This window comes from Microvirga sp. P4_A5, assembly GCF_056402495.1.
This window is the reverse complement of the sequence record NZ_JBFUHH010000026.1, coordinates 15,931-36,603: the sequence shown is the minus strand read 5'-3', so window position 1 is coordinate 36,603 and position 20,673 is coordinate 15,931. Positions and strand designations below refer to the sequence as shown.

The window sequence follows — 20,673 nt, the reverse complement described above, 5'->3', positions numbered from 1 at the left end:
GAGCCCCGATCTGTTGCCGGTGGGACTCTCCCGGATTCACCGCCCGCGATGCAGCCCTCGCTGTACCAGCATGGCGACAATGATGATGGCGCCCTGAACCGCGCCCACGAGAAACTCGGAGACGAAGTTCGACAGCACCATGATGTTGGCGACGAGTTCGAGAATGATGGCGCCGATGACCGTGCCGCCGATGCGACCGACGCCGCCCTTGAGCGCGGTGCCGCCCACGACGACCGCCGTGATGGCCTGCAATTCCCACAGCAGGCCGGTGGTCGGCGTCGCAGAACCCAGGCGCGGCACGTAGACCAGAACCGCGATGCCGACGCAGATCCCCTGTATGACGTAGACCAGGGTTCGCACCCGCCAGATCGGAACTCCGGAATAGCGCGCCACTTCCTCGTTGGACCCCAGCGCCACCACGTGCCGTCCGAACGACGTCTTGTACAGGATGAGGGCACCGATCGCCGCGACGAAAAGGAAGGCCAGGATGGGGATTGGGACGCCGAAGACATTGCCGAAATAGATCGGGCGATAGAGTTCGCGAAGGCCGGAATCGCGCATCGTGATGGTGCCGCCGGCGGCCAGCCAGATCACGAGCGAGCGGAAGATGCCCATGGTGCCGAGCGTCACGATGAACGGCTCGATGCGGCCGAAGGTGACGATGAGCCCGTTCGCAAGGCCGCACGCCGCGCTCAATGCGATGGCCGCCAGCATGCCGACCGCGAGGGTGCTCATGTCGGCGCCGCCGACCTTGTTGAGCGTGAGGATCATCACCCCCGCGATCAGCGCTGCCATCGAGCCGACCGAGAGATCGAGCCCTCCGCTGGCGATCACGAAAGTTGCGCCGACCGCGATGATGGCGATAAAGGCCGAACGGGTGACGACGTTCATGAGGTTCGACGCGGTCAAAAAGTCGGGATTGATGAGCGAGCCCGCGATGATGAGCACGACCAGCGCGATGAAGGGCGAGAGCGCCCGCAGGTCGAGGGAGAAGCGGCGCTCCCTGGCGCCGGCGCGAAGCACGGTTTCGGTCATGCGTGGCCCGCGGCGATCTCCGCCGCCCTTTCCTCGTGAACGCCCGTGGCGAGAAAGACGATGGCGTCTTCGGACAGGTCCGATTGCTGCACTTCGCCGGCGATACGGCCGCCGCGCATGACGATGACGCGGTGACAGAGGCCGATCAGTTCCTGCATCTCCGACGAGATCACGACGACCGAGCGGCCCTGTTCTGCCAAGGCGGCGATGAAGCGATAGATCTGTTCCTTGTTGCCGATATCGACGCCGCGCGTCGGTTCGTCGATGATCACGATGCGCGGCTCGGCCAGCATCATCTTGGCCAGAAGCAGCTTCTGCTGGTTGCCGCCGGACAATTGCCCCGCCAGCATGTCGCGCCGGCGCGCCCTGATGTCGAAATCGCGGATCGCCCTGTCGAGGGCCTCGTTCTCGGCTCTCACGTCGATGAAGGAGCCGCGGGTGAATTTCTCCAGCGCCGCCAGCGTGAGATTGGTGCCCAGATTCTGACGCAGCAGGAGCCCCTTGCCCTTCCGGTCCTCCGACAGATAGACCAGTCCGGCCGCCATCGCCTCGCGGGCACTGCCAAACGAGACGGGCTTTCCATCGAGGAGGATCGAGCCTTTGCAAGGGCGCAATCCCACGAGCCCCTCGAACAATTCGGTGCGTCCCGCGCCAATCAGGCCGCCAAAGCCGAGGATCTCGCCGCGGCGAAGGGCGAAGGACGCTTCCTCCACATAGCCCGGCACGGCGGCGTTCTCGACCCTCAGCACGATCTGGTCGGAGGCTGTCGCGGGCTTTTCGGGATAGAGCTTCGACATGTCGCGCCCGACCATCAGGCGCGCCATCTCGATCGGTTCGAATCCTTCCGTCTCGCGGGTTCCCACGCGCTTGCCGTCCCGCAGCACCGTCACGCGGTCCGCGATGGCTTTCACCTCGCCGAGGCGATGGGAGATGTAGAGGATCCCGACACCTTGCGACCGCAGCCGGCGAATGATTTCGAACAGGCTCTCGGCCTCAATCGGCGTCAGCACGGCGGTCGGTTCATCAAAGACCACGACGCGGTTCGGCACCAGAAGCGCCCGTGCGATCTGCACGATCTGCCGGTCGGCGATGGACAGCTCGCGGACCCGCGCGTCGGAATCGACATGCGATCCGAGCTGGGAGAGAACGGCATCGGATTGCTCGCGCATGGCGCGATCGTCGACAAGGCCGWAGCGCGCGATTTCGCGTCCGAGAAAAATGTTCTGCGCGACCGTCAGATCCTCGGCGAGCAGGATCTCCTGGTGGACGAGAACGATGCCCCGCTGCTCGGCTTCGGTCGGGTCGGAGAAGACGACTGGCTCACCTTCGAAGAACAGGTTGCCGGCGGTGGGTGAGAGATGGCCCGACACGATGCGCATCAGGGTCGATTTTCCCGCGCCGTTCTCGCCGATGATGGCGTGCACTTCGCCCGGCCTCAAATCGAGAGCGATGCCGCTCAGAACCTCGATGGGTCCGAACGATTTCGAGATGTTCTCTGCGCGAAGTACGAAGTCCATGACGATCGTCCGATCCGCAGCAACGGGAACGGTTCGCTTCCTTGAACGAAAGCGGTTCAATCGGCGCGTTGCGCGCCGGGATCAGTCGTGTGTGTGCTTGCGGCGCATTCGATTCCTCCTGGATCAAAAACCGTCCTCTGGCGGGACGTTTCAACTCACCTAGCTTGTCACGATGGTCGACAAGTCGCGATGTAATCGATTACATTTACTTTACCGCAAGCGGGGGTTCTGTCAAACAGGCCGCGCAAAGAGGTTGAGATCGGATGGACGGGGACGGACGCAGAGCGAGGCCGGTACGCAATCCCGCCGCTCGGGTCGCACGCATCCGGGATGTCGCAAAACTCGCGGAGGTCTCCACCGCCACCGTCAGCCGCGCGCTCGCAACGCCGGATCGGGTATCGGACGACACCCGGGGCCGGGTGCTCGCGGCGATCGCGCAGACAGGTTACGTTCCCAACCCGGCCGCGCGGACCTTGCGGTCGCAAAAGACGGGCATGGTCCTCGTCGTTCTGCCCGACCTCTCCAACACCTTCTTCTCGAGAATCCTGCGCGGGATCGAGGAGACGTTGTTCGAGGCGGGCTACGGCATGATCATCGGCGATCTCGATGGCTCACCTGCCAAGGAGGCCCATTTCGCCGCCTTCGCCGCGGCAGGGCGGGTTGACGGCGCCATCCTGCTGAACGGGCATTTGATCGGCCAAAGCCGCGAGGGCAGGGGCGTTCCGGCTCCCATCGGTATTCCACTCGTGGCCCTCTGCGAGGCGATCCCGGGCGTCGACATCCCGCAGATCGAGGTCGATAACCGCCTCGGCGCGCAGACGATGACACGCTATCTCGCATCGCTCGGACATCGGCGCATCGCCTATGTCACCGGGCCGCCCGGAAACGTGCTCGAACAGGAGCGGATGGCCGGCTATCGCGATGGCCTGCGAGCGGACGCCATCGAATTCGACGCCAACCTTGTCATCACCGGGGATTACACCGTTGAATCCGGCGTCGCGGCGGGGCGTGACCTGCTCGCGCGAGCGTCGCGGCCCAGCGCCGTCTTCTGCAGCAGCGATCAAATGGCCATCGGCTTGATGCGCGCGTTGCATTCCGCTGGCCTGCGAGTGCCCCAGGACATGTCGGTCGCCGGGTTCGACGATATCGAATTCGCGGCGGTCGCCGAGCCGGCCCTCACCACGATTCACCAGCCGCGCCGCGAACYGGGGCAGGCCGCGGCGACGGTTCTGGTGGACCTGTTGTCAGGCCGCCCCACTCAGGCTCGCATCCGGCTCGATACGCAGCTCGTCATCCGCAACAGCACCGCGAATCCTGCTTTGACCTGAGAGTCGGCATCACGCGGATGTCGAGGCGTCGAAAGGGTCCGGCCTCAGCCCCGCGCCACAGACGTCTCGGCGCCCTTCTGCTCGAACGCGACAACGCGCTGGTTCTGCTCGCCCAGTCCTTCAATGCCGAGGCGCATCGTGTCGCCGGGCTTCAGATATTGCTGCGGGATCATGCCCATTCCGACGCCGGGCGGCGTGCCGGTGGTGATGACATCGCCCGGCTCCAGGATCATGAAATGCGACACGTAGGAGACGATCTTCGCCACGTTGAAGATCATCGTGCGCGTCGAGCCTTTCTGCCGGCGCTCGCCGTTCACATCGAGGAACATGGAGAGGTTTTGCGGGTCGGGGATCTCGTCCTTCGTGACGAGCCAGGGGCCGAGCGGGCCGAAGGTCGGGCAGCCCTTGCCCTTGGTCCAGGTTCCGCCGCGCTCGAGCTGGTATTCGCGCTCGGAGACGTCGTTGCAGACGCAGTAGCCCGCGACGAATTCGAGTGCATCGTTGACGCCCACATAGGACGCGCGGTTGCCGATGACGATCGCGAGTTCGACCTCCCAATCCGTTTTCACCGAACCGCGGGGGATGACCACATCGTCGTTGGGTCCCACGATGCAGGACGGCGCTTTGTTGAAGACGATCGGTTCTGCCGGAATGGCCGCGCCGGTTTCGGCCGCGTGATCGGCGTAGTTGAGGCCGATGGCGATGAAATTCCCCACCTTGCCCACGCAGGGTCCGATGCGCTGGCCCGCCGGGATGAGCGGCAGTGATTTCGGGTCGACCGCCTTGAGCTTCGCAAGGCTCGCCGAGCCGAGCGCTTCGCCCGCAACGTCCGAAATTACCCCCGACACATCGCGGATATTCCCGTCCGCATCCAGAAGACCGGGCTTCTCATGCCCCGACGCTCCGAATCTCACCAGTTTCATCGTCTTCTCCTGCCGCAAGGTGATGGAGTTATCGCTAGAAGTGCCCGGGTTGGCAACGCGCTTTTTCCGCCCCGCTGGATGTTGCCGTTTTGTCACGAACGGCGRCAAAAGTACCTCCAAAGAGATATCGCAACCGCCAGCGAATTCGGGGCTGGAACCGCCGCGATTACGTTCGTTTACACGTGAACGACCGTAAATTCGTTGGGTTTTCAAACATTCGTGACGACCCGTCGAAGTAACCTGAAACAATTCCCCCGAGCGGGTTGGGCGGGCCGCGCCGTGGCGGCATCCCATTAAGCGATTGCGGCGAAAATGAAGCATCGGCAGAGTGTGCCTCAGAAGCGGATTCTCACGCCGCAAACCGATATTCGTCTCAGGGCAGGAAATCTTTATGCGCCATTTGACCCGTTCAGTGACCTTGGCAGCGGTCTCTCTTCTCACGCTCGTTGCGGCTCAGGGCGGCGCCCAGGCCGGCGCCTTCGCGCTTCGCGAACAGAGCGCCACCGGACAGGGCATGTCGTTCGCCGGCGTGGCGTCCGGTTCGGCCGGCGTCTCGTCCATGTACTGGAACCCCGCGACCATGACGATGGCGCCCGGCTTCCAAGCGGAATTCCACGCCGCCGGCGTCATCCCCGAATCGAAGATCAATCCGACCTACACGATTCCCGCAGGCCTCAGGGCCTTGGGCCCGTCGGGCGATATCGGTCTCGATGCGCTCGTGCCCGCAAGCTACAGCAGCTATCAGGTCAACGACCGCCTCTGGATCGGTTTGTACACCGGCGCCCCGTTCGGACTGACTACGAAGCCAAATCCCATCTGGGCCGGCCAGCTCTACGCCCGCACCACCTCGATCTTCTCCCTCGAGGCGATGCCGACGGTCGGCTACAAGGTCAATGACTGGCTCTCCGTCGGTGCGGGCCTGCGCGCGCAATACCTGAAAGTGCGCTACTTCTCCGCGACCGGACCGTCGCCCGCGAACCCGTCCCCCTTCGCCGGAAGCGCCGGGCTGGAAGGCGACAGCTATGGCTTCGGTTATTCGCTGGGCGCGACCCTGACGCCGTTCGCCGGAACCTCGATCGGTATCGGTTACCGCTCAGGCGTCGAGCACGATCTCGAAGGCTCGTTCAAATATTTCGGCGTCCCCATCAAGGTGTCGCTGATGCTGCCGGAATCGGTTAGCGTCGGCATCAGCCAGCGGATCGGCGATTCCTTCACCCTGCAGGGTACGGCGGAGTGGACCAACTGGAGCCGCCTCGGCTTCCCGCGCGTGCTGAACCAGCTCAACGGCTCGCTGCTCTCCGCGTCGCCTTACCTGCCCCTCGATTATGAGGATGGCTGGTTCTTCTCGGTCGGTGGCGAATATCAGGTCAACACGGCCTGGAAAGTGCGCGCCGGCGTCGGCTACGAAATTTCGCCGATCGAACTCGAGACGCGCAGCCCGCGCCTGCCCGACACCGATCGCGTGTGGCTGTCGCTCGGAACCACCTATAACTGGAGCGACCAGCTCTCCTTCGACCTGGCCTACACCCACATCTTTACGGTCGGGAACACCGACATCAACATCGCGCCCGGCAACCCGCTCTTCCCGACCCGGGGCGTGGTGCTGGCTGCCGATGTGGATGCGTCGGTCGATATCATCTCGGCGGCCGTCAAGTATCGCTGGGATAACCCCGCTGTCGCCATTCCGGCGCCGATCGTCCGCAAGTACTGATCGCTCATCCCCTCGCGAAATAAAGGCCGGCTTTCGAGCCGGCCTTTTTTTGTGAGGAGACAGGGAGCGGCTTCAGGCAGCGCCTACGCGCGTTCCAGCACGTAGGTGCCCGGCGCTTCCGCCAGAGGCGGAAGTTTTYCGGCCGCGGGGTCTCGCGCCGGCACCCATTTGGGCGCCTGCTTCTCGATCCAGGAAAACCAATAGGGCCACCACGTGCCTTCCGTCTCCTTGGCGCCCGCGATCCAGTCGGCCAGTTCTCCCTCGACCGGTCCATTCGTCCAGTATTGGTATTTCGGTTTCGACACGGGATTGACCACCCCGGCGATATGGCCCGATCCGGCGAGCACGAAATCGACCGGGCCGCCAAAAAACTTTGAACCGTGAAAGACGGATTTGGCTGGCGCGATGTGGTCTTCGCGGGTCGCAAGATTGAAGATCGGGGCCTTCACTTTCCCGAGGTCGAGCCGCACGCCGCCGACCTCCAGTTCGCCCTTGGAGAACTTGTTCTCGAGATAGCAATTGCGCAGGTAGAACGCGTGATTGGCCGCCGGCATTCGGGTGGAATCCGAGTTCCAGTAGAGCAGATCGAACGGGAAGGGCGCTTTGCCCTTCATGTAGACGTTGACCACATAGGGCCAGATCAGGTCGTTGGGGCGCAGCATGTTGAAGGCGTTCGCCATGTGGCTGCCATGCAGATAGCCCCGCTTCTTCATGTCCTTCTCGATGGCGCCGATCTGCTCCGCGTCGGCAAACACCTTCAGGTCGCCCGAAAAGGTGAAATCCACCTGCGCGGTAAAAAGCGTTGCGCTCTCGATACGCTTGTCGCGTTTCGCCGCCATATAGGCCAGAGCCGTCGCCAGAAGCGTGCCGCCGACGCAATAGCCGACCGCCGTGACCTTTTTCTCGCCGATGCTGTCTTCGATCGCATCCAGAGCCGCAAAAATCCCCTCGCGCATGTAGTGCTCGAAGCTCTTCTCGGCATGTTTCTCGTGCGGGTTCACCCATGAGATGCAGAACACCGTCAGCCCCTGCGACACGGCCCAGCGGACGAAGCTCTTTTCCGGGTTGAGGTCGAGAATGTAGAACTTGTTGATCCAGGGCGGCACGATCAGCAACGGACGCTTCAGCACTTTATCCGTCGTCGGGTTGTATTGGATCAGCTCCATCAGATCGTTCCGGAAGATCACCTTGCCGGGCGTCGTCGCGATGTTCTGTCCGACCTTGAAGAAGCTCGGATCCGATTGGCGGATGCGCAGCTCCCCGCCGCCGGCCTCGATGTCCTCTGCCAGCATGGCGATGCCCCGGACGAGATTGGCGCCGTTATGCTGGATCGTCTCGCGGATCAGTTCCGGGTTGGTCAGCAGGAAGTTCGAGGGCGAGAGGGCGCTGGACAATTGCTTGAGGTAGAAGCGTGCCTTCTGTTTGGTCGTCTCATCCACCTGATCCGCCCCCTCGACCACGTCCTCAGCCCAGCGGGAGGTGATGAGATAGGCCTGCTTGAGGAAGTCGAAAACCGGGTTATGCGACCATTCCGGGTCCTGGAAACGCGCGTCCTTCGGCTCAGGGGACGCCACGGCTTCCGTTCCCTCGCCTTGCGCCCGTTTCAACGTGGAACTCCAGAGCTCCAGAAACTGGGTGCCGAGTTTGGCTTGCGCTTCGAGGACCTTCTGCGGATCGACCATCCATGATTCGGCCACGTGGCCGAAGGTTTTCACGGCTTCCGCGGCCTCATCGGCGAACCCGCCTTTCGCCGCCCGCCCGTTCGACAGATAGGCCGCGGTCGCCTTGCCGGCCCCTTCGAGAAAGAGCGCGAGATTGCGGGACAGTTCGTCAAAATCGGGGGAGGCCAGTTTCGGTTGCTCGGTTCCGGGCGGTTTGTCCATCTGGCGGCCTCCGTGGGGGCATGCAGGCATTGCTCATGCGCAGCATTTCCGACATTTTAGCGATTGCGGCATCATAGATGCCAGCGCAATGTCATGAGACTTGGGATCATTATGATTTTTTCAACGGCAGCGGGTGGCCGAACCGCCCGGATGGCTGCCCTTTTGTTGGGTTTTGGCCTGTCGGCCTGCTCTAGCGCCAATCCGACCGGCGAACTCCTGGAATCCACCGGTCTCGGGCCGACGGTCGCGCCGCGTGCCGATTTCGTGGAACGTTCCCGGCCGCAATCGCTGGATTACATGACCATCGGCACCTCCGACCCCGGCCGGGCGACGGCGCCCAGGACTCCGGCGGAGGTCAAGGCCGCCGAGGCGGAACTCGACGCGGAGCGGGCGCGCAATCTCGCCCGCGGGACGGATGCGGCCAATCTCGGGGGCACGCCGCCGCCACCGCCGGTTCCGACGCCGGCCGCCCAAAAGCCGGCGGGAAAGAAGCCCGCGCCGAAAACGCCCTGATTGAAGCCACATTGTCGTACGATCGAGACGGACTAACGCCAAGGACCACGCCCATGTCTGATTTCCACCGCATCAAGCGCCTGCCGCCCTATGTTTTCGAGCAGCTCAACCGCATCAAGGCGGCGGCGCGGGCGGGTGGCGCGGATATTGTGGATCTCGGCATGGGCAACCCGGATCTCCAGGCTCCCAAGCACGTCATCGACAAGCTGGTGGAGACCGTCGGCAAACCCCGCACCGACCGCTACTCGGCCTCGAAGGGCATCACCGGCTTGCGCCGCGCGCAGGCGGGCTATTACGAGCGCCGCTTCGGCGTGAAGCTCAATCCGGATACGCAGGTGGTGGCGACGCTCGGATCGAAGGAGGGTTTCGCCAACATGGCGCAGGCCATCACCGCGCCGGGCGACGTGGTGCTGGTGCCCAATCCCAGCTACCCCATCCATGCCTTCGGCTTCCTGATGGCGGGGGGCGTCATCCGTTCGGTGCCCGCCGAGCCGACGCCGGCCTTCTTCCCGGCGGCGGAGCGGGCCGTGGCCCATTCGATCCCGAAGCCCGTCGCCCTCGTGGTCTGCTATCCGTCCAATCCGACGGCCTATGTGGCCTCGCTCGATTTCTACCGCGACCTCGTCGCCTTCGCGAAGAAGCATGAACTGATCCTGCTGTCGGATCTCGCCTATTCGGAAGTCTATTTCGACGAGGCGAACCCGCCGCCATCCATCCTTCAGGTGCCGGGCGCCATCGACGTGGCGGTGGAGTTCACCTCCATGTCGAAGACCTTCTCCATGGCGGGATGGCGGATCGGCTTCGCGGTCGGCAACGAGCGTCTGCTCGCCGCTTTGGCGCGGGTGAAATCCTATCTCGATTACGGCGCCTTCACGCCGGTCCAGGTCGCCGCGACCGCGGCTCTGAACGGCCCGGACGATTGCATCCGCGAGATGCGCGCGACCTACAAGCGCCGACGGGACGTGCTGGTCGATTCCTTCGGAAAGGCCGGCTGGAATGTCCCCGAGCCTACCGCTTCGATGTTCGCCTGGGTCCCGATCCCCGAGAAATTCCGCCCTCTGGGCAGCCTCGAATTCTCAAAGCTTCTGGTGGAAAAAGCCGACGTGGCGGTGGCCCCCGGCATCGGTTTTGGCGAATTCGGAGACGATTTCGTGCGCATCGCCCTGGTGGAAAACGAACAGCGGATCAGGCAGGCCGCCCGCAACCTCCGCAAATTCTTCGACACCGCCGACACGACGCTCCACAACGTGGTGCCGCTGATCAGGGCGGTGTAGGCGGTCGGCGCCAGCGCATGGACATGCGATCACGGCCCTCGTAAACACATCGCGGGTTTCCAAAGGAGCTTCTGTCCGTGACACGTCCTCTACGGGTCGGCATCGCCGGCCTTGGCACCGTTGGCGCATCCGTCATTCAGATCCTCGCCCGCCGCAACGCCATCCTGACCAGCCGCCATGGCCGCCCGGTCGAGGTGACGGCGATCTCGGCGCGCGACCGGTCCAAGGATCGCGGGTTCGATCTCTCGGCCTATAGCTGGTTCGAGGACCCGCTCGCGCTCGCTGCCTCCGACGAGGTGGATTGCGTGGTGGAACTGGTCGGCGGTTCGGAAGGGACCGCCCGGGCGGTCGTGGAGACCGCCTTGCGGGCAGGCAAGCATGTGGTCACCGCCAACAAGGCGCTGCTGGCCAAGCATGGCATGGCGCTTGCCCGGCTGGCCGAGGAGAAGGGCGTCGCGCTCGCCTTCGAGGCGTCGGTGGCGGGCGGCATTCCGGTGATCAAGACCCTGCGAGAGGCGTTGCCCGGAAATGCGATCTCGCGCCTCTACGGAATCCTCAACGGCACCTGCAACTACATTCTCTCGCGGATGGAGCTCGAGGGCCTGACATTTCAGGAATGCCTGAAGGATGCCCAGCGGCTCGGCTATGCGGAGGCGGATCCGACTTTCGACGTCGAGGGCTTCGACACAGCCCATAAACTCGCGATCCTCACGAGCCTTGCCTTCGAGACCGAGATCGACGCGGACGCGATTTATGTGGAGGGCATCTCCTCCATCACCCCCCTCGACCTCGTCATGGCGTCGGAACTGGGCTTTCGCATCAAGCTGCTCGGCGTCGCCGAGCGCACCGAAATGGGGATCGAGCAACGGGTCCATCCCACGATGGTGCCGAAATCTTCGGCCATCGCCCAGGTGATGGGGGTGACCAACGCGGTGACGATCGATGCCGATGCCGTGAAGGAACTCACGCTGATCGGCCCGGGGGCGGGGGGCGATGCGACCGCGTCCGCGGTGGTCGCGGACATTGCCGACGTGGTTCTGGGCAAAGCCCGCTATCCCTTCGGCTGCGCGGTCGAAAGCCTCGAGAAGGCGACGCGCGCGCCGATGCAGCGGCATGAAGGCGGCTATTACATTCGTTTGACTATCCCCGATCGGCCCGGCGTCGCGGCCGGCGTCGCCACGCGGATGGCCGAGGCGGACATTTCGCTTGAAAGCATTCTGCAGAAGCGATCCGAGAAAGCTGCTAATCAGGATAAGCACGGCCGGTCGGGTGCTCCGGTGTCGCTGGTGTTGATCACCTACGCGGCAACGGAAGCCGCCATCCGGTCGGCGGTCGACAAGATTGCCGGGGATGGCCTTATCGCCGAGGCGCCCCAGGTTATCCGGATCGAGCGCGAATAATTCAAAACGAGCGTAAGCTCGCCATTTTTAAAGCGCGGAAAGCCGCGAGGCTCTGAGCGCAAAAGGGAGACGGCACGTCCATGTCGCAGGGTATTACGGTTCAACCGGGCCAATTGATCGAACGCATCCTCACGCTCGAACTCGTGCGCGTCACCGAACGCGCGGCGGTCGCCTCCGCCAGATTGCGCGGCCACGGCAACGAGAAGGCCGCCGACCAGGCGGCCGTGGACGCCATGCGCCGGGAGCTGAACAAGCTCCCCATCGACGGAACGGTCGTGATCGGCGAAGGCGAGCGCGATGAGGCGCCGATGCTCTTCATCGGCGAGAAGGTCGGCAACAAGAACGGCCCGAAGGTCGATATCGCGGTGGACCCGCTGGAGGGCACGACCCTCTGCGCCAAGGACATGCCCGGCTCCATCGCCGTGATGGCCATGGCGGAATCCGGCACGCTGCTGGCAGCTCCCGACGTCTACATGCACAAGATCGCCATCGGCCCCGGCTATCCGCAGGGCACCATCGACCTCGATGCCTCGCCCGAGGAGAACCTCAACAATCTGGCGAAGGCCAAGGGCGTCAAGGTCAGCGAGTTGACGGCGCTGGTGCTCGACCGTCCGCGCCACGTGGAATTGATCGCGGCTATCCGCAAGCTCGGCGTCGGCGTCCGCCTGATCTCGGACGGCGACGTGGCGGGGGTGATCTTCACCACCCAGCCGCAGGAAACCGGCATCGACATCTATATGGGCATCGGCGCCGCGCCCGAAGGCGTGCTGGCGGCGGGCGCGCTCCGCTGCATCGGCGGCCAGATGCAGGCTCGGCTGATCCTCGACACGGAGGAAACGCGCAGCCGCGCGCTGCAGATGGGCGTGACCGACCCCAACCGCAAATACGACATGAAGGACCTCGCGAGCGGCGACGTGATCGTGGCGGCGACCGGCGTGACCGATGGCGGCCTCATCAAGGGCGTGAAATTCGGCGGCAACGTCATCACAACCGAAACCATTGTCTACCGGTCGGCCACCGGCACGGTTCGGCGCATCTACGGCGAACACCGCGAATTGTCGAAATTCCATCTCGACTAGGCGGATATCAGCCAGCCTGACGCTCCAGGGCGCACAGGCTGGCGTCCCGACCGCGGACGCGTATCGGACGGATTTCCCACAATCGAAGAATCGATCAGGGCACTCATGGAACTTGGCCTCTACACCTTCGGCGATATCGCTCTCTCGGACGCCTCATCGGGGGCCGCCGCCGAGCGCCGGGTCCGCGAACTGCTCGATGAGATCGAACTCGCCGATCAGGTCGGACTCGACGTGTTCGGCCTCGGGGAGCATCACCGCCCGGATTACGTCGCGTCCGCCCCCGCCATGATCCTCGCGGCCGCCGCGGCGCGGACGAAAAACATCCGGCTGACGAGCGCGGTGACGGTCCTCAGTTCGGACGATCCGGTGCGCGTCCACCAGCAATATGCGACCCTCGACCTCATTTCGAACGGCCGTGCGGAAATCATGGCGGGCCGTGGCTCCTTCATCGAGAGCTTTCCGCTTTTCGGCTATGATCTCAATGACTACGACACGCTTTTTACCGAGAAGCTGCAACTCCTCATGCGGCTGCGCGAGGGCGAGAGAGTGTCCTGGCCGGGTGGCCGCCACACGGCGGCGCTGGACAATCGCGGCGTCTATCCGAGACCGGTTCAGGAAAAGCTGCCCCTGTGGATCGCTGTCGGTGGCACGCCGCAATCCGTCGTGCGCGCAGGCACCCTCGGGCTGCCGCTGGCGCTCGCCATCATCGGTGGGGAGCCCGCCCGTTTCGCTCCCTTCTTCGACCTCTACCGTCAATCCGCGCTGAAGGCCGGGCATGACCCCAAGACGCTTTCCACGAGTCTCAACGTCCATGGCTTTGTCGCCGCGACGTCCGAGGAAGCGGCGGACGTTTTCTACGCTCCGCATACCGAGGTCATGAATCGTCTCGGCGGAGAGCGCGGCTGGGGGCCGACGGGCCGCGCCCATTTCGACGAGGCTCGCGGGCCGCACGGCGCGCTCTTCGTCGGCGATCCGGAAACCGTCGCTGCCAAGATCGTCGCCATGCACGAAATCTTCGGCAACGACCGTTTCCTGCTGCAGATGGCGATCGGCACGATGCCTCATGCCAAGCTCATGCGTGGGATCGAATTATACGGGACCAAGGTCGCGCCCTTGGTCCGCCAGAGGATCGCGGAGAAGCGGTGAGGGTCGCAGCTGAGAGTCCTCCCCGAACCGGCAGTTGTGATGTGATGAAATAACATATACGAGGGCTTCGAAAACGGCTGCCGGTTTTGGCGGGCCATTCGGGTTCCCACGTGCTCAGGCGCTGCTTCAAGATCGTCATCTTCGCGCTGACCGCCGTTCTCGCCGGCGCGGGCGCTCACGCCTATCTGGCTCCAAAACCCAGGCTCAACGCGGAAACCTACGGGCGTCAGCTGGTGGAGGTCATCCGGCGGCACCTGGCCGAAATGCCGGGGGGCTACGTGTTCGTCGCCGGTGACTCGCACGCCGAGTTGTTCGGACCGGACTACATTCCATGTGGCCGAAAGACGGTGAATGGCGGCATCAGCGGCGCCGCGGTCGAAACCTATTCGGAGCTCATGCGGTCCGTCGCCTTTCCGACCCGACCGGCGGTCGTCGTTTTGACGATCGGCACCAACGATCTTCTTCTCAAGAAGGCGCCCGGGAATGCCGAAAACCGGGATGCCTTCGAGCGGGCAGTCAAAACCCTTGTCCGGCGCTTTCAATCCGTCTCCGCCCGGGTCATCGTCAACGCCATCCCTCCGGTCGGAACGGAATTGCGGGGTCACTTCGATGTCTTGGCCATCCAGACCTACTCGCAGCGTCTGCGAGAGCTTTGCGGCTCCCTGAGCTGCGAGTACGCCGATCCGTTCACTGCATTTCGCTCCGCGGAATTCGGCATTGCGAAGGCCGGGAGCATGTCCGATGCGCTCCATCTTGCCGATTACCGGCAGGCTTATGGCGGAATAGGCGCACAGATCTGCCGCAGCCCGGAGAGCGTTGCGCAAAGCGGATAGGCCGGGTTCTTCGGCTGCCGCCTTCTTTTGCGTCCATTGATCGCTAAGGTGGTGCGGTGAACGAATCAGCATTCCCCCTTTCGCCTTCCCGTCCCTTCCTCGGCGTCGCCCGCTCGGCCCTCGGCCGAAAATGGACGGAGCGCTGCGACGCGGCGCAGGGTGCGATCGCGCTGGCGATTGCGCAGACCCATGGACTGCCGGACGTCCTTTCCCGTGTGCTCGCCGGACGTGGCGTCGGCATTGCCGACGTGGATGGATTCCTCAATCCCCGCCTACGCGATCTCATGCCGGATCCCAACGTGATGACCGACATGGAGATCGCGGCGAACCGGCTGGCGGACGCGGTGATCGCTCGCGAGAAAGTGGCGATCTTCGGYGATTACGACGTGGACGGGGCGTGCAGCGCATCCCTGCTCGCGGAATATCTCCGCGCCTGCGGGGTCGATTACATCATCCATATCCCCGACCGCATCACGGAAGGTTATGGCCCCAATGTCGAGGCCATTCGCGCGCTGAAGGATCAGGGCGCGGGCCTCCTCGTGACGGTGGATTGCGGGACGGCGAGCATCGTGCCCTTGGCCGAGGCGAAGAATCTCGGCCTCGATGCGGTGGTCCTCGACCACCACCAGGCGCCGGAGCGGCTTCCCGAGACCGTGGCGATCGTCAATCCGAACCGGCTCGACGACCTCTCGGGCCTCGGCCATCTCTGTGCCGCCGGCGTGGTCTTCCTGACGCTGGTGGCGCTCAACCGCGCTCTGCGGGCACGGGGCTTTTTCCAGGGCCGGCCCGAGCCGGATCTGCTGGGCAGCGTCGATCTCGTGGCGCTGGCGACGGTCGCCGACGTGGTGCCGCTGGTCGGCCTCAACCGCGCCTTCGTGCGGCAAGGCCTCGCCATCATGCGCAGCCGACGTCGGCCGGGGCTCTCGGCGCTGCTCGACGTGGCGGGCCTCGCGGGCGCGCCGGAATGCTGGCATCTCGGGTTTCTCGTCGGCCCTCGGATCAACGCAGGGGGGCGGATCGGCGATGCGGCTTTGGGTTCGCGCCTGCTGTTGACGGAAGATCCGATTCTGGCAGCCCGGCTCGCGGGCGAACTCGACGCGCTCAACCGGGAGCGGCAGGCGATCGAGGTGGAGGCGGTAGCGGAGGCCGAGGCACAGGCGCTGTTCGCCCTCGAATCCGCACCGGATCTGCCGATCGTCACGACGTCGTCGGGGGCGTGGCATCCGGGGGTCGTGGGCCTGATCGCGGCGCGCACGAAGGAGCGTTTCCGTCGGCCGGCTTTCGCCTTCACGCTCAATGAGGATGGCACGGCCACCGGTTCAGGGCGTTCGGTCGTGGGAGTGGATCTCGGCAGCGCCGTCCGGGCCGCCGTCGAATCGGGAATCGCCATCAAGGGCGGCGGTCACACCATGGCGGCGGGCGTCACCATCGAGACGGCGAAGTTGCCGGCGTTTCGGGAATTCATCGCCGAGAAGCTTGCCGAGCGCGTCGGTCTGGCGCTTCTCGAAGATCATTTTGCCGTCGACGCGACGCTCACCGCCGGCGGCGCGCAGACCAGCGTCGTGGAGGCGCTGGAGCGGGCAGGGCCGTTCGGCTCGGCGCAACCGGAGCCCATTTTCGTCTTCGCCAATCATCGCGTGGTCGAAGCCAGAGAGGTCGGCAGCGGCGGCCATGTGAGGGTGAAATTGCGGGCGGGAGACGGTTCGTTCATCGGCGGCGTGGCGTTTCGGGCGGCCGGCCAACCGCTCGGCGAAATGCTCTCGGGCGCCATAGGGGCTAGTCTTCACATCGCAGGAACGCTGTCCATCGATCGCTGGGGCGGCGGTGAAAAAGTGGCCTTGCGAATTATGGATGCGGCGAAGCCAGAATAGGCCATTCTTGCGCTTGCCCCCTCGCGCGAACCCATCTATATGTCCGCCCACTTCGGCGGCTTAGCCCCGATCCGCGGCCTTCGTCTATCGGTTAGGACACCAGCCTTTCACGCTGGGGAGAGGGGTTCGACTCCCCTAGGCCGCGCCACTATTTCCCTTTACGGAATCGGAACTTCCCATCAGGCTTCGAGTCGGTTCGACACCGAACCTGAACTTGCGAGACCGAGTGCCGCCATGCCCCGCTTTTTCTTCAACATCCGCGACGGCTACGACCTTGACGAGGACGACGAGGGAATCGAGCTTCCCGATCTCGACGCAGCGCGCGCCGAAGCCCTCGCGACGGTCGAGGAGCTGCGCGATCAACTCTCGGATGCGGGAAATATCGAGCTGGAGATCGCCGACGAAGCCGGACGCCGGTTGCTGACGGTGCCGTTTTTCCGGGGCCAGCGAGGCTCCCGCTCGCGCTGATTTCAAGCGGGGCGAAGGGCCTTCCACGCACTCGCGAAAGCGCGGGCGTTCCGGCCGACGTCGTCAACGGACAGGGCCGGGGTGAAGAGCGCGGAGCCGAGACCGAATCCGGTCGCACCGGCGTCCAGATAGGCCTTCATGGATTCGGGCCTGATCCCGCCCACCGGCAGGACGATGATTTCCGGCGGCAGCACCGCGCGCCACGCTTTCACGATCTGCGGGGGCATTGCCTCGGCGGGGAATACCTTGATCCCGTCCGCGCCGGCTCTGAGCGCGGCGAAAGCCTCCGTGGGCGTCGCGACGCCGGGCGTGCACACCATCCGAAGCTCCTTGGCCCGCGCGATCACCGCCACATCCGCATGGGGCATCACGATGAGCTTTCCGCCCACGTCCAGAACGCCATTCACATCGTCGGGATCGAGGACGGTGCCGGCGCCCACGAGAACGGTTTCGGGCATCGTTTTGGCGAGAATCTCGATGCTCCGGAAGGGTTGCGGCGAATTGAGGGGCACCTCGATGATCCGAAAGCCCTCCTCGACGAGCCGCAATCCGACCGCTTCGGCATTTTCGGGACGAAGGCCCCGCAGGATGGCAACGAGGGGAAGGTCGGCGAGGCATTCACGCAGGAACATGAGGTTCTCCCGCGGCAAAATCCGGGCCGCTCCCTCATACTCGGCTGACCGGGCCTGCGATTCAACCGGAATGCCGCCTCGCCGGCGCTTCTTCGCCTTTGATTGATTCCGGGCGCTGCGCTAGAGACGCCCACAACGCCCCGGCGCGTCGTTTCCGCATGGACCGACGAGCCTCTCTGCGAGAAGAGCCATGAAGCCGCCCGCACGCCACGGAAGAGTCGCACTGGATCGGATCGATCTCTCGATTCTCGAGGCGCTGTCCAAGAGCGGGCGCATGACCTATCAGGCCCTGTCCGAGCAGGTGGGTTTGTCGCCTCGGCCCTGTCTGGAGCGCGTGAAGCGGCTGGAACAGAAAGGCGTCATCCGCGGCTACACGGCGCTGATCGAGCCGGCGGCTCTCGGCCACGACATCATCGCGCTTGCGGGAATCACCATGCGGGACCCGTCGAGCGCCGCTCGCCAGCGCCTCGAGCGCGCCCTGTGCGCCCACCCGTCCATCGTGGAGTTGCAGGTCGTCAATGGCGAGAACGACTACGTGGCGCGGATCGTCGCCCCATCGCTTCAATCCTACGAGGCGCTGACCGAGGCGTTCCTGGCCGATCCCGGCTTCGGAATCGGGCGCATTCACACCACTTTCGTGCTGAAGACGCTCAAGAGCTTCGATTCCTATCCGGTGGGCGACAGCCGGGATTGACCCGGTCTGTGCGAGTCACAGCCGAATTGGCTGGGCCGGGGCAGGAATTCAGCCCCATCGGGATCGCCTGACCGCTAGGCTTCTCCATGGAGGCCGACCATGGACAGTATTGCTCTCGAAAAGAATGTCACCGCGGCGAATTACGATTCCCTGCCCGTCGTGCTGCGCGAGGCGAAGGGCGTGTGGGTGACCGATGTCGAGGGCAAGCGCTACCTCGACATGATGAGCGCGTATTCGGCCGTGAGCCTCGGCCATGCACATCCGCGCATCCTGAAGGCCATGATGGAGCAGGCGAGCAAGCTCGCGGTGACCAGCCGGGCCTACCACACGGAGCTTCTGGGGCCGTTCCTCGCGCGTCTCGTCGAGGTCACCGGTCTCGACATGGCGCTGCCCATGAACACCGGCGCCGAAGCGGTTGAAACCGCCATCAAGGCCGCCCGGCGCTGGGGCTACAGGTTCAAGAACATTCCGAAGGACCGCGCCGAAATCATTGTGGCGGAAAACAATTTTCACGGGCGTACCACCACGATCATCGGCTTCTCCTCGGAGGAATCCTATCGTCGGGATTTCGGCCCCTTCGACGGCGGCTTCCGCCCGGTGCCCTTCGGCGACGCCAAGGCAGTGGCGGAGGCGATTACGCCGAATACCTGCGCGATTCTCATCGAGCCGATCCAGGGAGAGGCCGGCATCGTGGTGCCGCCCGAGGGTTACCTGCGCGAACTTCGCGCGCTCTGCGACCGCCAGAATGTGCTTCTCATCCTCGACGAGGTCCAGTCCGGTCTCGGCCGCACCGGTCGCTGGTTCGCCCATGATCATGAGGGCATCCGTCCCGACGGATTGATCCTCGGCAAGGCGCTCGGCGGCGGCGTCTATCCCGTGTCGGCGTTCGTTGCCACGAGGGACGTGATGGGCGTCTTCGATCCCGGTTCGCACGGTTCCACGTTCGGCGGCAATGCGCTGGCGGCCCGCATCGGATCGGAGGCACTGGCGATCATTCAGGACGAGGGACTCGTCGAGCGCAGCGCCGAAATGGGCGCCTACATGAAGGATCGCCTGCGCGCGATCCGCAGCAACATCGTCACCGACGTGCGCGGCAAGGGCCTCTGGGTCGGCGTCGAGATCGACCCCACCGTCGTGTCGGCCCGCATCATCTGCGACGCGCTTCTCGCAGAAGGCGTTCTGTCGAAGGATACCCACGGCACCGTGCTGCGTTTCGCACCCCCACTGACCATCACCCGCGACGAGATCGACTGGGGCATGGAGCGCGTCGAACGCGTCTTCTCCCGCGCCGTCCATTGACCCGAAAGACCAGATTGATGACCCGCATTGCGAAGAAGACATCGCCCGTCGACGCCACCCGCACGAAGCATCTCGAATCCTACCAGCCGCTCTCCGGCATGGTGGTGCCGCGGTTTGCCGGCATTTCCACCTTCATGCGGCTGCCGCATATCGAGCCCGAACAGGCGCTCGGCGAAATCGATATCGCGTTGCTCGGAATTCCCTTCGATGGCGCGACGACCAATCGGCCGGGCACACGGCTTGGCCCGCGTCAGGTGCGCGAGGCGTCCTCGCTGATGCGGCTCGTCAATTACGGCACGCTGGTCGCGCCCTACGATCTCTGCGCCTGCGCGGATATCGGCGATATCCCGATCAATCCGATCAATGTGGAAGACACGCTGGGTCGCATCGAGGCTTATATCCGCAACCTCCACAAGGCCGGCATCACGCCGCTCTCGATCGGCGGCGATCACATTATCTCCTACCCGATCCTGCGCGCGCTTGGCGCCAAGCAGCCGCTCGGGCTTATCCATGTGGATGCGCACAGCGACACCGGCGACACCTATTTCGGCGGGCAGAAGCTGACCCACGGCACGCCGTTCCGCCGCGCCATCGAGGACGGCGTTCTCGATCCGAAACGCATGGTTCAGATCGGCATTCGCGGCACGATGTATTCGGCAGATGAGCGCCAATGGGCGCTCGATCAGGGCATCCGCATCATCGACATGGAAGAGGTCGGTGAGAAGGGGGTCGCTTACGCAGTGGCGGAAGCGCGCAAGGTCGTCGGTAACGCTCCGACCTATTTCACCTTCGACATCGATTCCATCGACCCTGCCTTCGCGCCCGGAACCGGAACGCCGGAGATCGGCGGGCTGACGAGCCGGGAGGCGCTGCAACTGGTGCGCGGGTTCCGCCATCTCAATCTTGTGGGCGCCGACATGGTGGAAGTGTCTCCGCCGCTCGATCAGACCGGCAACACGGCGCTGGTGGGCGCCTCCATCGCGTTCGAACTTCTCTGCCTGCTGGCCGAAACCCGCTCTGAGCGGGGCGACGACGCCGGCGACAGGCGCCTCAACGTCGTCTGAGCT

At 64.5% G+C, this 20,673-nt stretch carries 18 protein-coding genes and 1 tRNA gene; 14 read left to right on the top strand and 5 right to left on the bottom strand.

Annotated elements, in window-relative coordinates:
- Positions 1 to 36: 36 nt before the first annotated feature.
- Positions 37 to 1,035: an ABC transporter permease gene (locus AC1DVM_RS09625; RefSeq protein ID WP_477254023.1), complete on the bottom strand. Its 999-nt coding sequence runs from the start codon at positions 1,033 to 1,035 to the stop codon at positions 37 to 39.
- Complete coding sequence (locus AC1DVM_RS09620) at positions 1,032 to 2,552, bottom strand: sugar ABC transporter ATP-binding protein (RefSeq protein ID WP_477254022.1); 1,521 nt, start codon at positions 2,550 to 2,552, stop codon at positions 1,032 to 1,034. Before AC1DVM_RS09620 ends, AC1DVM_RS09625 begins: the two co-directional genes overlap by 4 nt.
- Positions 2,553 to 2,815: 263 nt before the next feature.
- On the opposite strand from AC1DVM_RS09620, the gene AC1DVM_RS09615 reads away from it, so the two are divergent.
- Positions 2,816 to 3,880 carry a LacI family DNA-binding transcriptional regulator gene (locus AC1DVM_RS09615; protein WP_477254020.1) on the top strand — a complete coding sequence of 355 codons (1,065 nt, stop codon included), beginning with the start codon at positions 2,816 to 2,818 and terminating at the stop codon, positions 3,878 to 3,880.
- Between the two features lie 44 nt (positions 3,881 to 3,924).
- Here the strand turns inward: AC1DVM_RS09615 and AC1DVM_RS09610 are convergent, their stop codons facing one another.
- A complete protein-coding gene (locus tag AC1DVM_RS09610; protein ID WP_477254018.1) occupies positions 3,925 to 4,803 on the bottom strand; it encodes a fumarylacetoacetate hydrolase family protein in 879 nt (292 codons plus the stop codon).
- 391 nt (positions 4,804 to 5,194) lie between these two features.
- Here AC1DVM_RS09610 and AC1DVM_RS09605 point away from each other — a divergent pair, with 391 nt between their 5' ends.
- On the top strand, positions 5,195 to 6,514 hold the full coding sequence (locus AC1DVM_RS09605; protein ID WP_477254016.1) for an OmpP1/FadL family transporter: 1,320 nt from the start codon (positions 5,195 to 5,197) through the stop codon (positions 6,512 to 6,514).
- 83 nt (positions 6,515 to 6,597) lie between these two features.
- Here AC1DVM_RS09605 and AC1DVM_RS09600 read toward each other — a convergent pair whose 3' ends face one another.
- On the bottom strand, positions 6,598 to 8,397 hold the full coding sequence (locus AC1DVM_RS09600; RefSeq protein ID WP_477254015.1) for a PHA/PHB synthase family protein: 1,800 nt from the start codon (positions 8,395 to 8,397) through the stop codon (positions 6,598 to 6,600).
- Positions 8,398 to 8,547: 150 nt separating this feature from the next.
- On the opposite strand from AC1DVM_RS09600, the gene AC1DVM_RS09595 reads away from it, so the two are divergent.
- From AC1DVM_RS09595 to AC1DVM_RS09555, 9 genes are all read left to right on the top strand, one after another.
- The gene (locus AC1DVM_RS09595; RefSeq protein WP_477254013.1) at positions 8,548 to 8,910 is read left to right on the top strand and encodes a hypothetical protein; all 363 of its coding nucleotides are present in this window, start codon (positions 8,548 to 8,550) and stop codon (positions 8,908 to 8,910) included.
- A gap of 53 nt (positions 8,911 to 8,963) precedes the next feature.
- On the top strand, positions 8,964 to 10,184 hold the full coding sequence (locus tag AC1DVM_RS09590) for an LL-diaminopimelate aminotransferase (RefSeq protein WP_477254011.1): 1,221 nt from the start codon (positions 8,964 to 8,966) through the stop codon (positions 10,182 to 10,184).
- Positions 10,185 to 10,261: 77 nt separating this feature from the next.
- Complete coding sequence (locus AC1DVM_RS09585; RefSeq protein WP_477254009.1) at positions 10,262 to 11,584, top strand: homoserine dehydrogenase; 1,323 nt, start codon at positions 10,262 to 10,264, stop codon at positions 11,582 to 11,584.
- 80 nt (positions 11,585 to 11,664) lie between these two features.
- The gene (gene glpX, locus AC1DVM_RS09580; protein ID WP_477254008.1) at positions 11,665 to 12,663 is read left to right on the top strand and encodes a class II fructose-bisphosphatase; all 999 of its coding nucleotides are present in this window, start codon (positions 11,665 to 11,667) and stop codon (positions 12,661 to 12,663) included.
- Positions 12,664 to 12,768: 105 nt separating this feature from the next.
- The gene (locus AC1DVM_RS09575; protein WP_477254006.1) at positions 12,769 to 13,809 is read left to right on the top strand and encodes an LLM class flavin-dependent oxidoreductase; all 1,041 of its coding nucleotides are present in this window, start codon (positions 12,769 to 12,771) and stop codon (positions 13,807 to 13,809) included.
- Between the two features lie 110 nt (positions 13,810 to 13,919).
- Positions 13,920 to 14,642: an SGNH/GDSL hydrolase family protein gene (locus tag AC1DVM_RS09570; protein ID WP_477254004.1), complete on the top strand. Its 723-nt coding sequence runs from the start codon at positions 13,920 to 13,922 to the stop codon at positions 14,640 to 14,642.
- A 56-nt stretch (positions 14,643 to 14,698) separates the two neighbouring features.
- Positions 14,699 to 16,513, top strand: a complete 1,815-nt coding sequence (gene recJ, locus AC1DVM_RS09565; protein WP_477254002.1) for a single-stranded-DNA-specific exonuclease RecJ — start codon at positions 14,699 to 14,701, stop codon at positions 16,511 to 16,513.
- 73 nt (positions 16,514 to 16,586) lie between these two features.
- Positions 16,587 to 16,661: transfer RNA gene (locus AC1DVM_RS09560), tRNA-Glu, on the top strand.
- A gap of 86 nt (positions 16,662 to 16,747) precedes the next feature.
- Positions 16,748 to 16,981, top strand: a complete 234-nt coding sequence (locus AC1DVM_RS09555; protein WP_477254001.1) for a DUF6894 family protein — start codon at positions 16,748 to 16,750, stop codon at positions 16,979 to 16,981.
- Between the two features lie 2 nt (positions 16,982 to 16,983).
- Here AC1DVM_RS09555 and AC1DVM_RS09550 read toward each other — a convergent pair whose 3' ends face one another.
- A complete protein-coding gene (locus AC1DVM_RS09550; RefSeq protein WP_477254000.1) occupies positions 16,984 to 17,613 on the bottom strand; it encodes a 2-dehydro-3-deoxy-6-phosphogalactonate aldolase in 630 nt (209 codons plus the stop codon).
- A 190-nt stretch (positions 17,614 to 17,803) separates the two neighbouring features.
- Between AC1DVM_RS09550 and AC1DVM_RS09545 the strand changes: the two genes are divergently transcribed.
- The 3 genes from AC1DVM_RS09545 to speB all read left to right on the top strand — a co-directional run bounded on the left by AC1DVM_RS09545 (position 17,804) and on the right by speB (position 20,670).
- Positions 17,804 to 18,307, top strand: a complete 504-nt coding sequence (locus AC1DVM_RS09545; protein ID WP_477253998.1) for an Lrp/AsnC family transcriptional regulator — start codon at positions 17,804 to 17,806, stop codon at positions 18,305 to 18,307.
- A 99-nt stretch (positions 18,308 to 18,406) separates the two neighbouring features.
- Positions 18,407 to 19,606 carry an ornithine--oxo-acid transaminase gene (gene rocD / locus AC1DVM_RS09540; protein ID WP_477253996.1) on the top strand — a complete coding sequence of 400 codons (1,200 nt, stop codon included), beginning with the start codon at positions 18,407 to 18,409 and terminating at the stop codon, positions 19,604 to 19,606.
- A gap of 17 nt (positions 19,607 to 19,623) precedes the next feature.
- Positions 19,624 to 20,670 (top strand): agmatinase, encoded by a 1,047-nt coding sequence (gene speB / locus AC1DVM_RS09535; RefSeq protein WP_477253995.1) that lies wholly within the window; start codon positions 19,624 to 19,626, stop codon positions 20,668 to 20,670.
- Positions 20,671 to 20,673: the final 3 nt, after the last annotated feature.

Bases quoted from the DNA above. Each gene is read 5' to 3' on its own strand.
- AC1DVM_RS09625 (WP_477254023.1), bottom strand. From the start codon at position 1,035: ATGACCGAAACCGTGCTTCGCGCCGGCGCCAGGGAGCGCCGCTTCTCC.
- AC1DVM_RS09610 (WP_477254018.1), bottom strand. From the start codon at position 4,803: ATGAAACTGGTGAGATTCGGAGCGTCGGGGCATGAGAAGCCCGGTCTT.
- AC1DVM_RS09605 (WP_477254016.1), top strand. From the start codon at position 5,195: ATGCGCCATTTGACCCGTTCAGTGACCTTGGCAGCGGTCTCTCTTCTC.
- AC1DVM_RS09595 (WP_477254013.1), top strand. From the start codon at position 8,548: ATGGCTGCCCTTTTGTTGGGTTTTGGCCTGTCGGCCTGCTCTAGCGCC.
- AC1DVM_RS09590 (WP_477254011.1), top strand. From the start codon at position 8,964: ATGTCTGATTTCCACCGCATCAAGCGCCTGCCGCCCTATGTTTTCGAG.
- glpX (WP_477254008.1), top strand. From the start codon at position 11,665: ATGTCGCAGGGTATTACGGTTCAACCGGGCCAATTGATCGAACGCATC.
- AC1DVM_RS09575 (WP_477254006.1), top strand. From the start codon at position 12,769: ATGGAACTTGGCCTCTACACCTTCGGCGATATCGCTCTCTCGGACGCC.
- AC1DVM_RS09555 (WP_477254001.1), top strand. From the start codon at position 16,748: ATGCCCCGCTTTTTCTTCAACATCCGCGACGGCTACGACCTTGACGAG.
- AC1DVM_RS09550 (WP_477254000.1), bottom strand. From the start codon at position 17,613: ATGTTCCTGCGTGAATGCCTCGCCGACCTTCCCCTCGTTGCCATCCTG.
- AC1DVM_RS09545 (WP_477253998.1), top strand. From the start codon at position 17,804: ATGAAGCCGCCCGCACGCCACGGAAGAGTCGCACTGGATCGGATCGAT.
- rocD (WP_477253996.1), top strand. From the start codon at position 18,407: ATGGACAGTATTGCTCTCGAAAAGAATGTCACCGCGGCGAATTACGAT.
- speB (WP_477253995.1), top strand. From the start codon at position 19,624: ATGACCCGCATTGCGAAGAAGACATCGCCCGTCGACGCCACCCGCACG.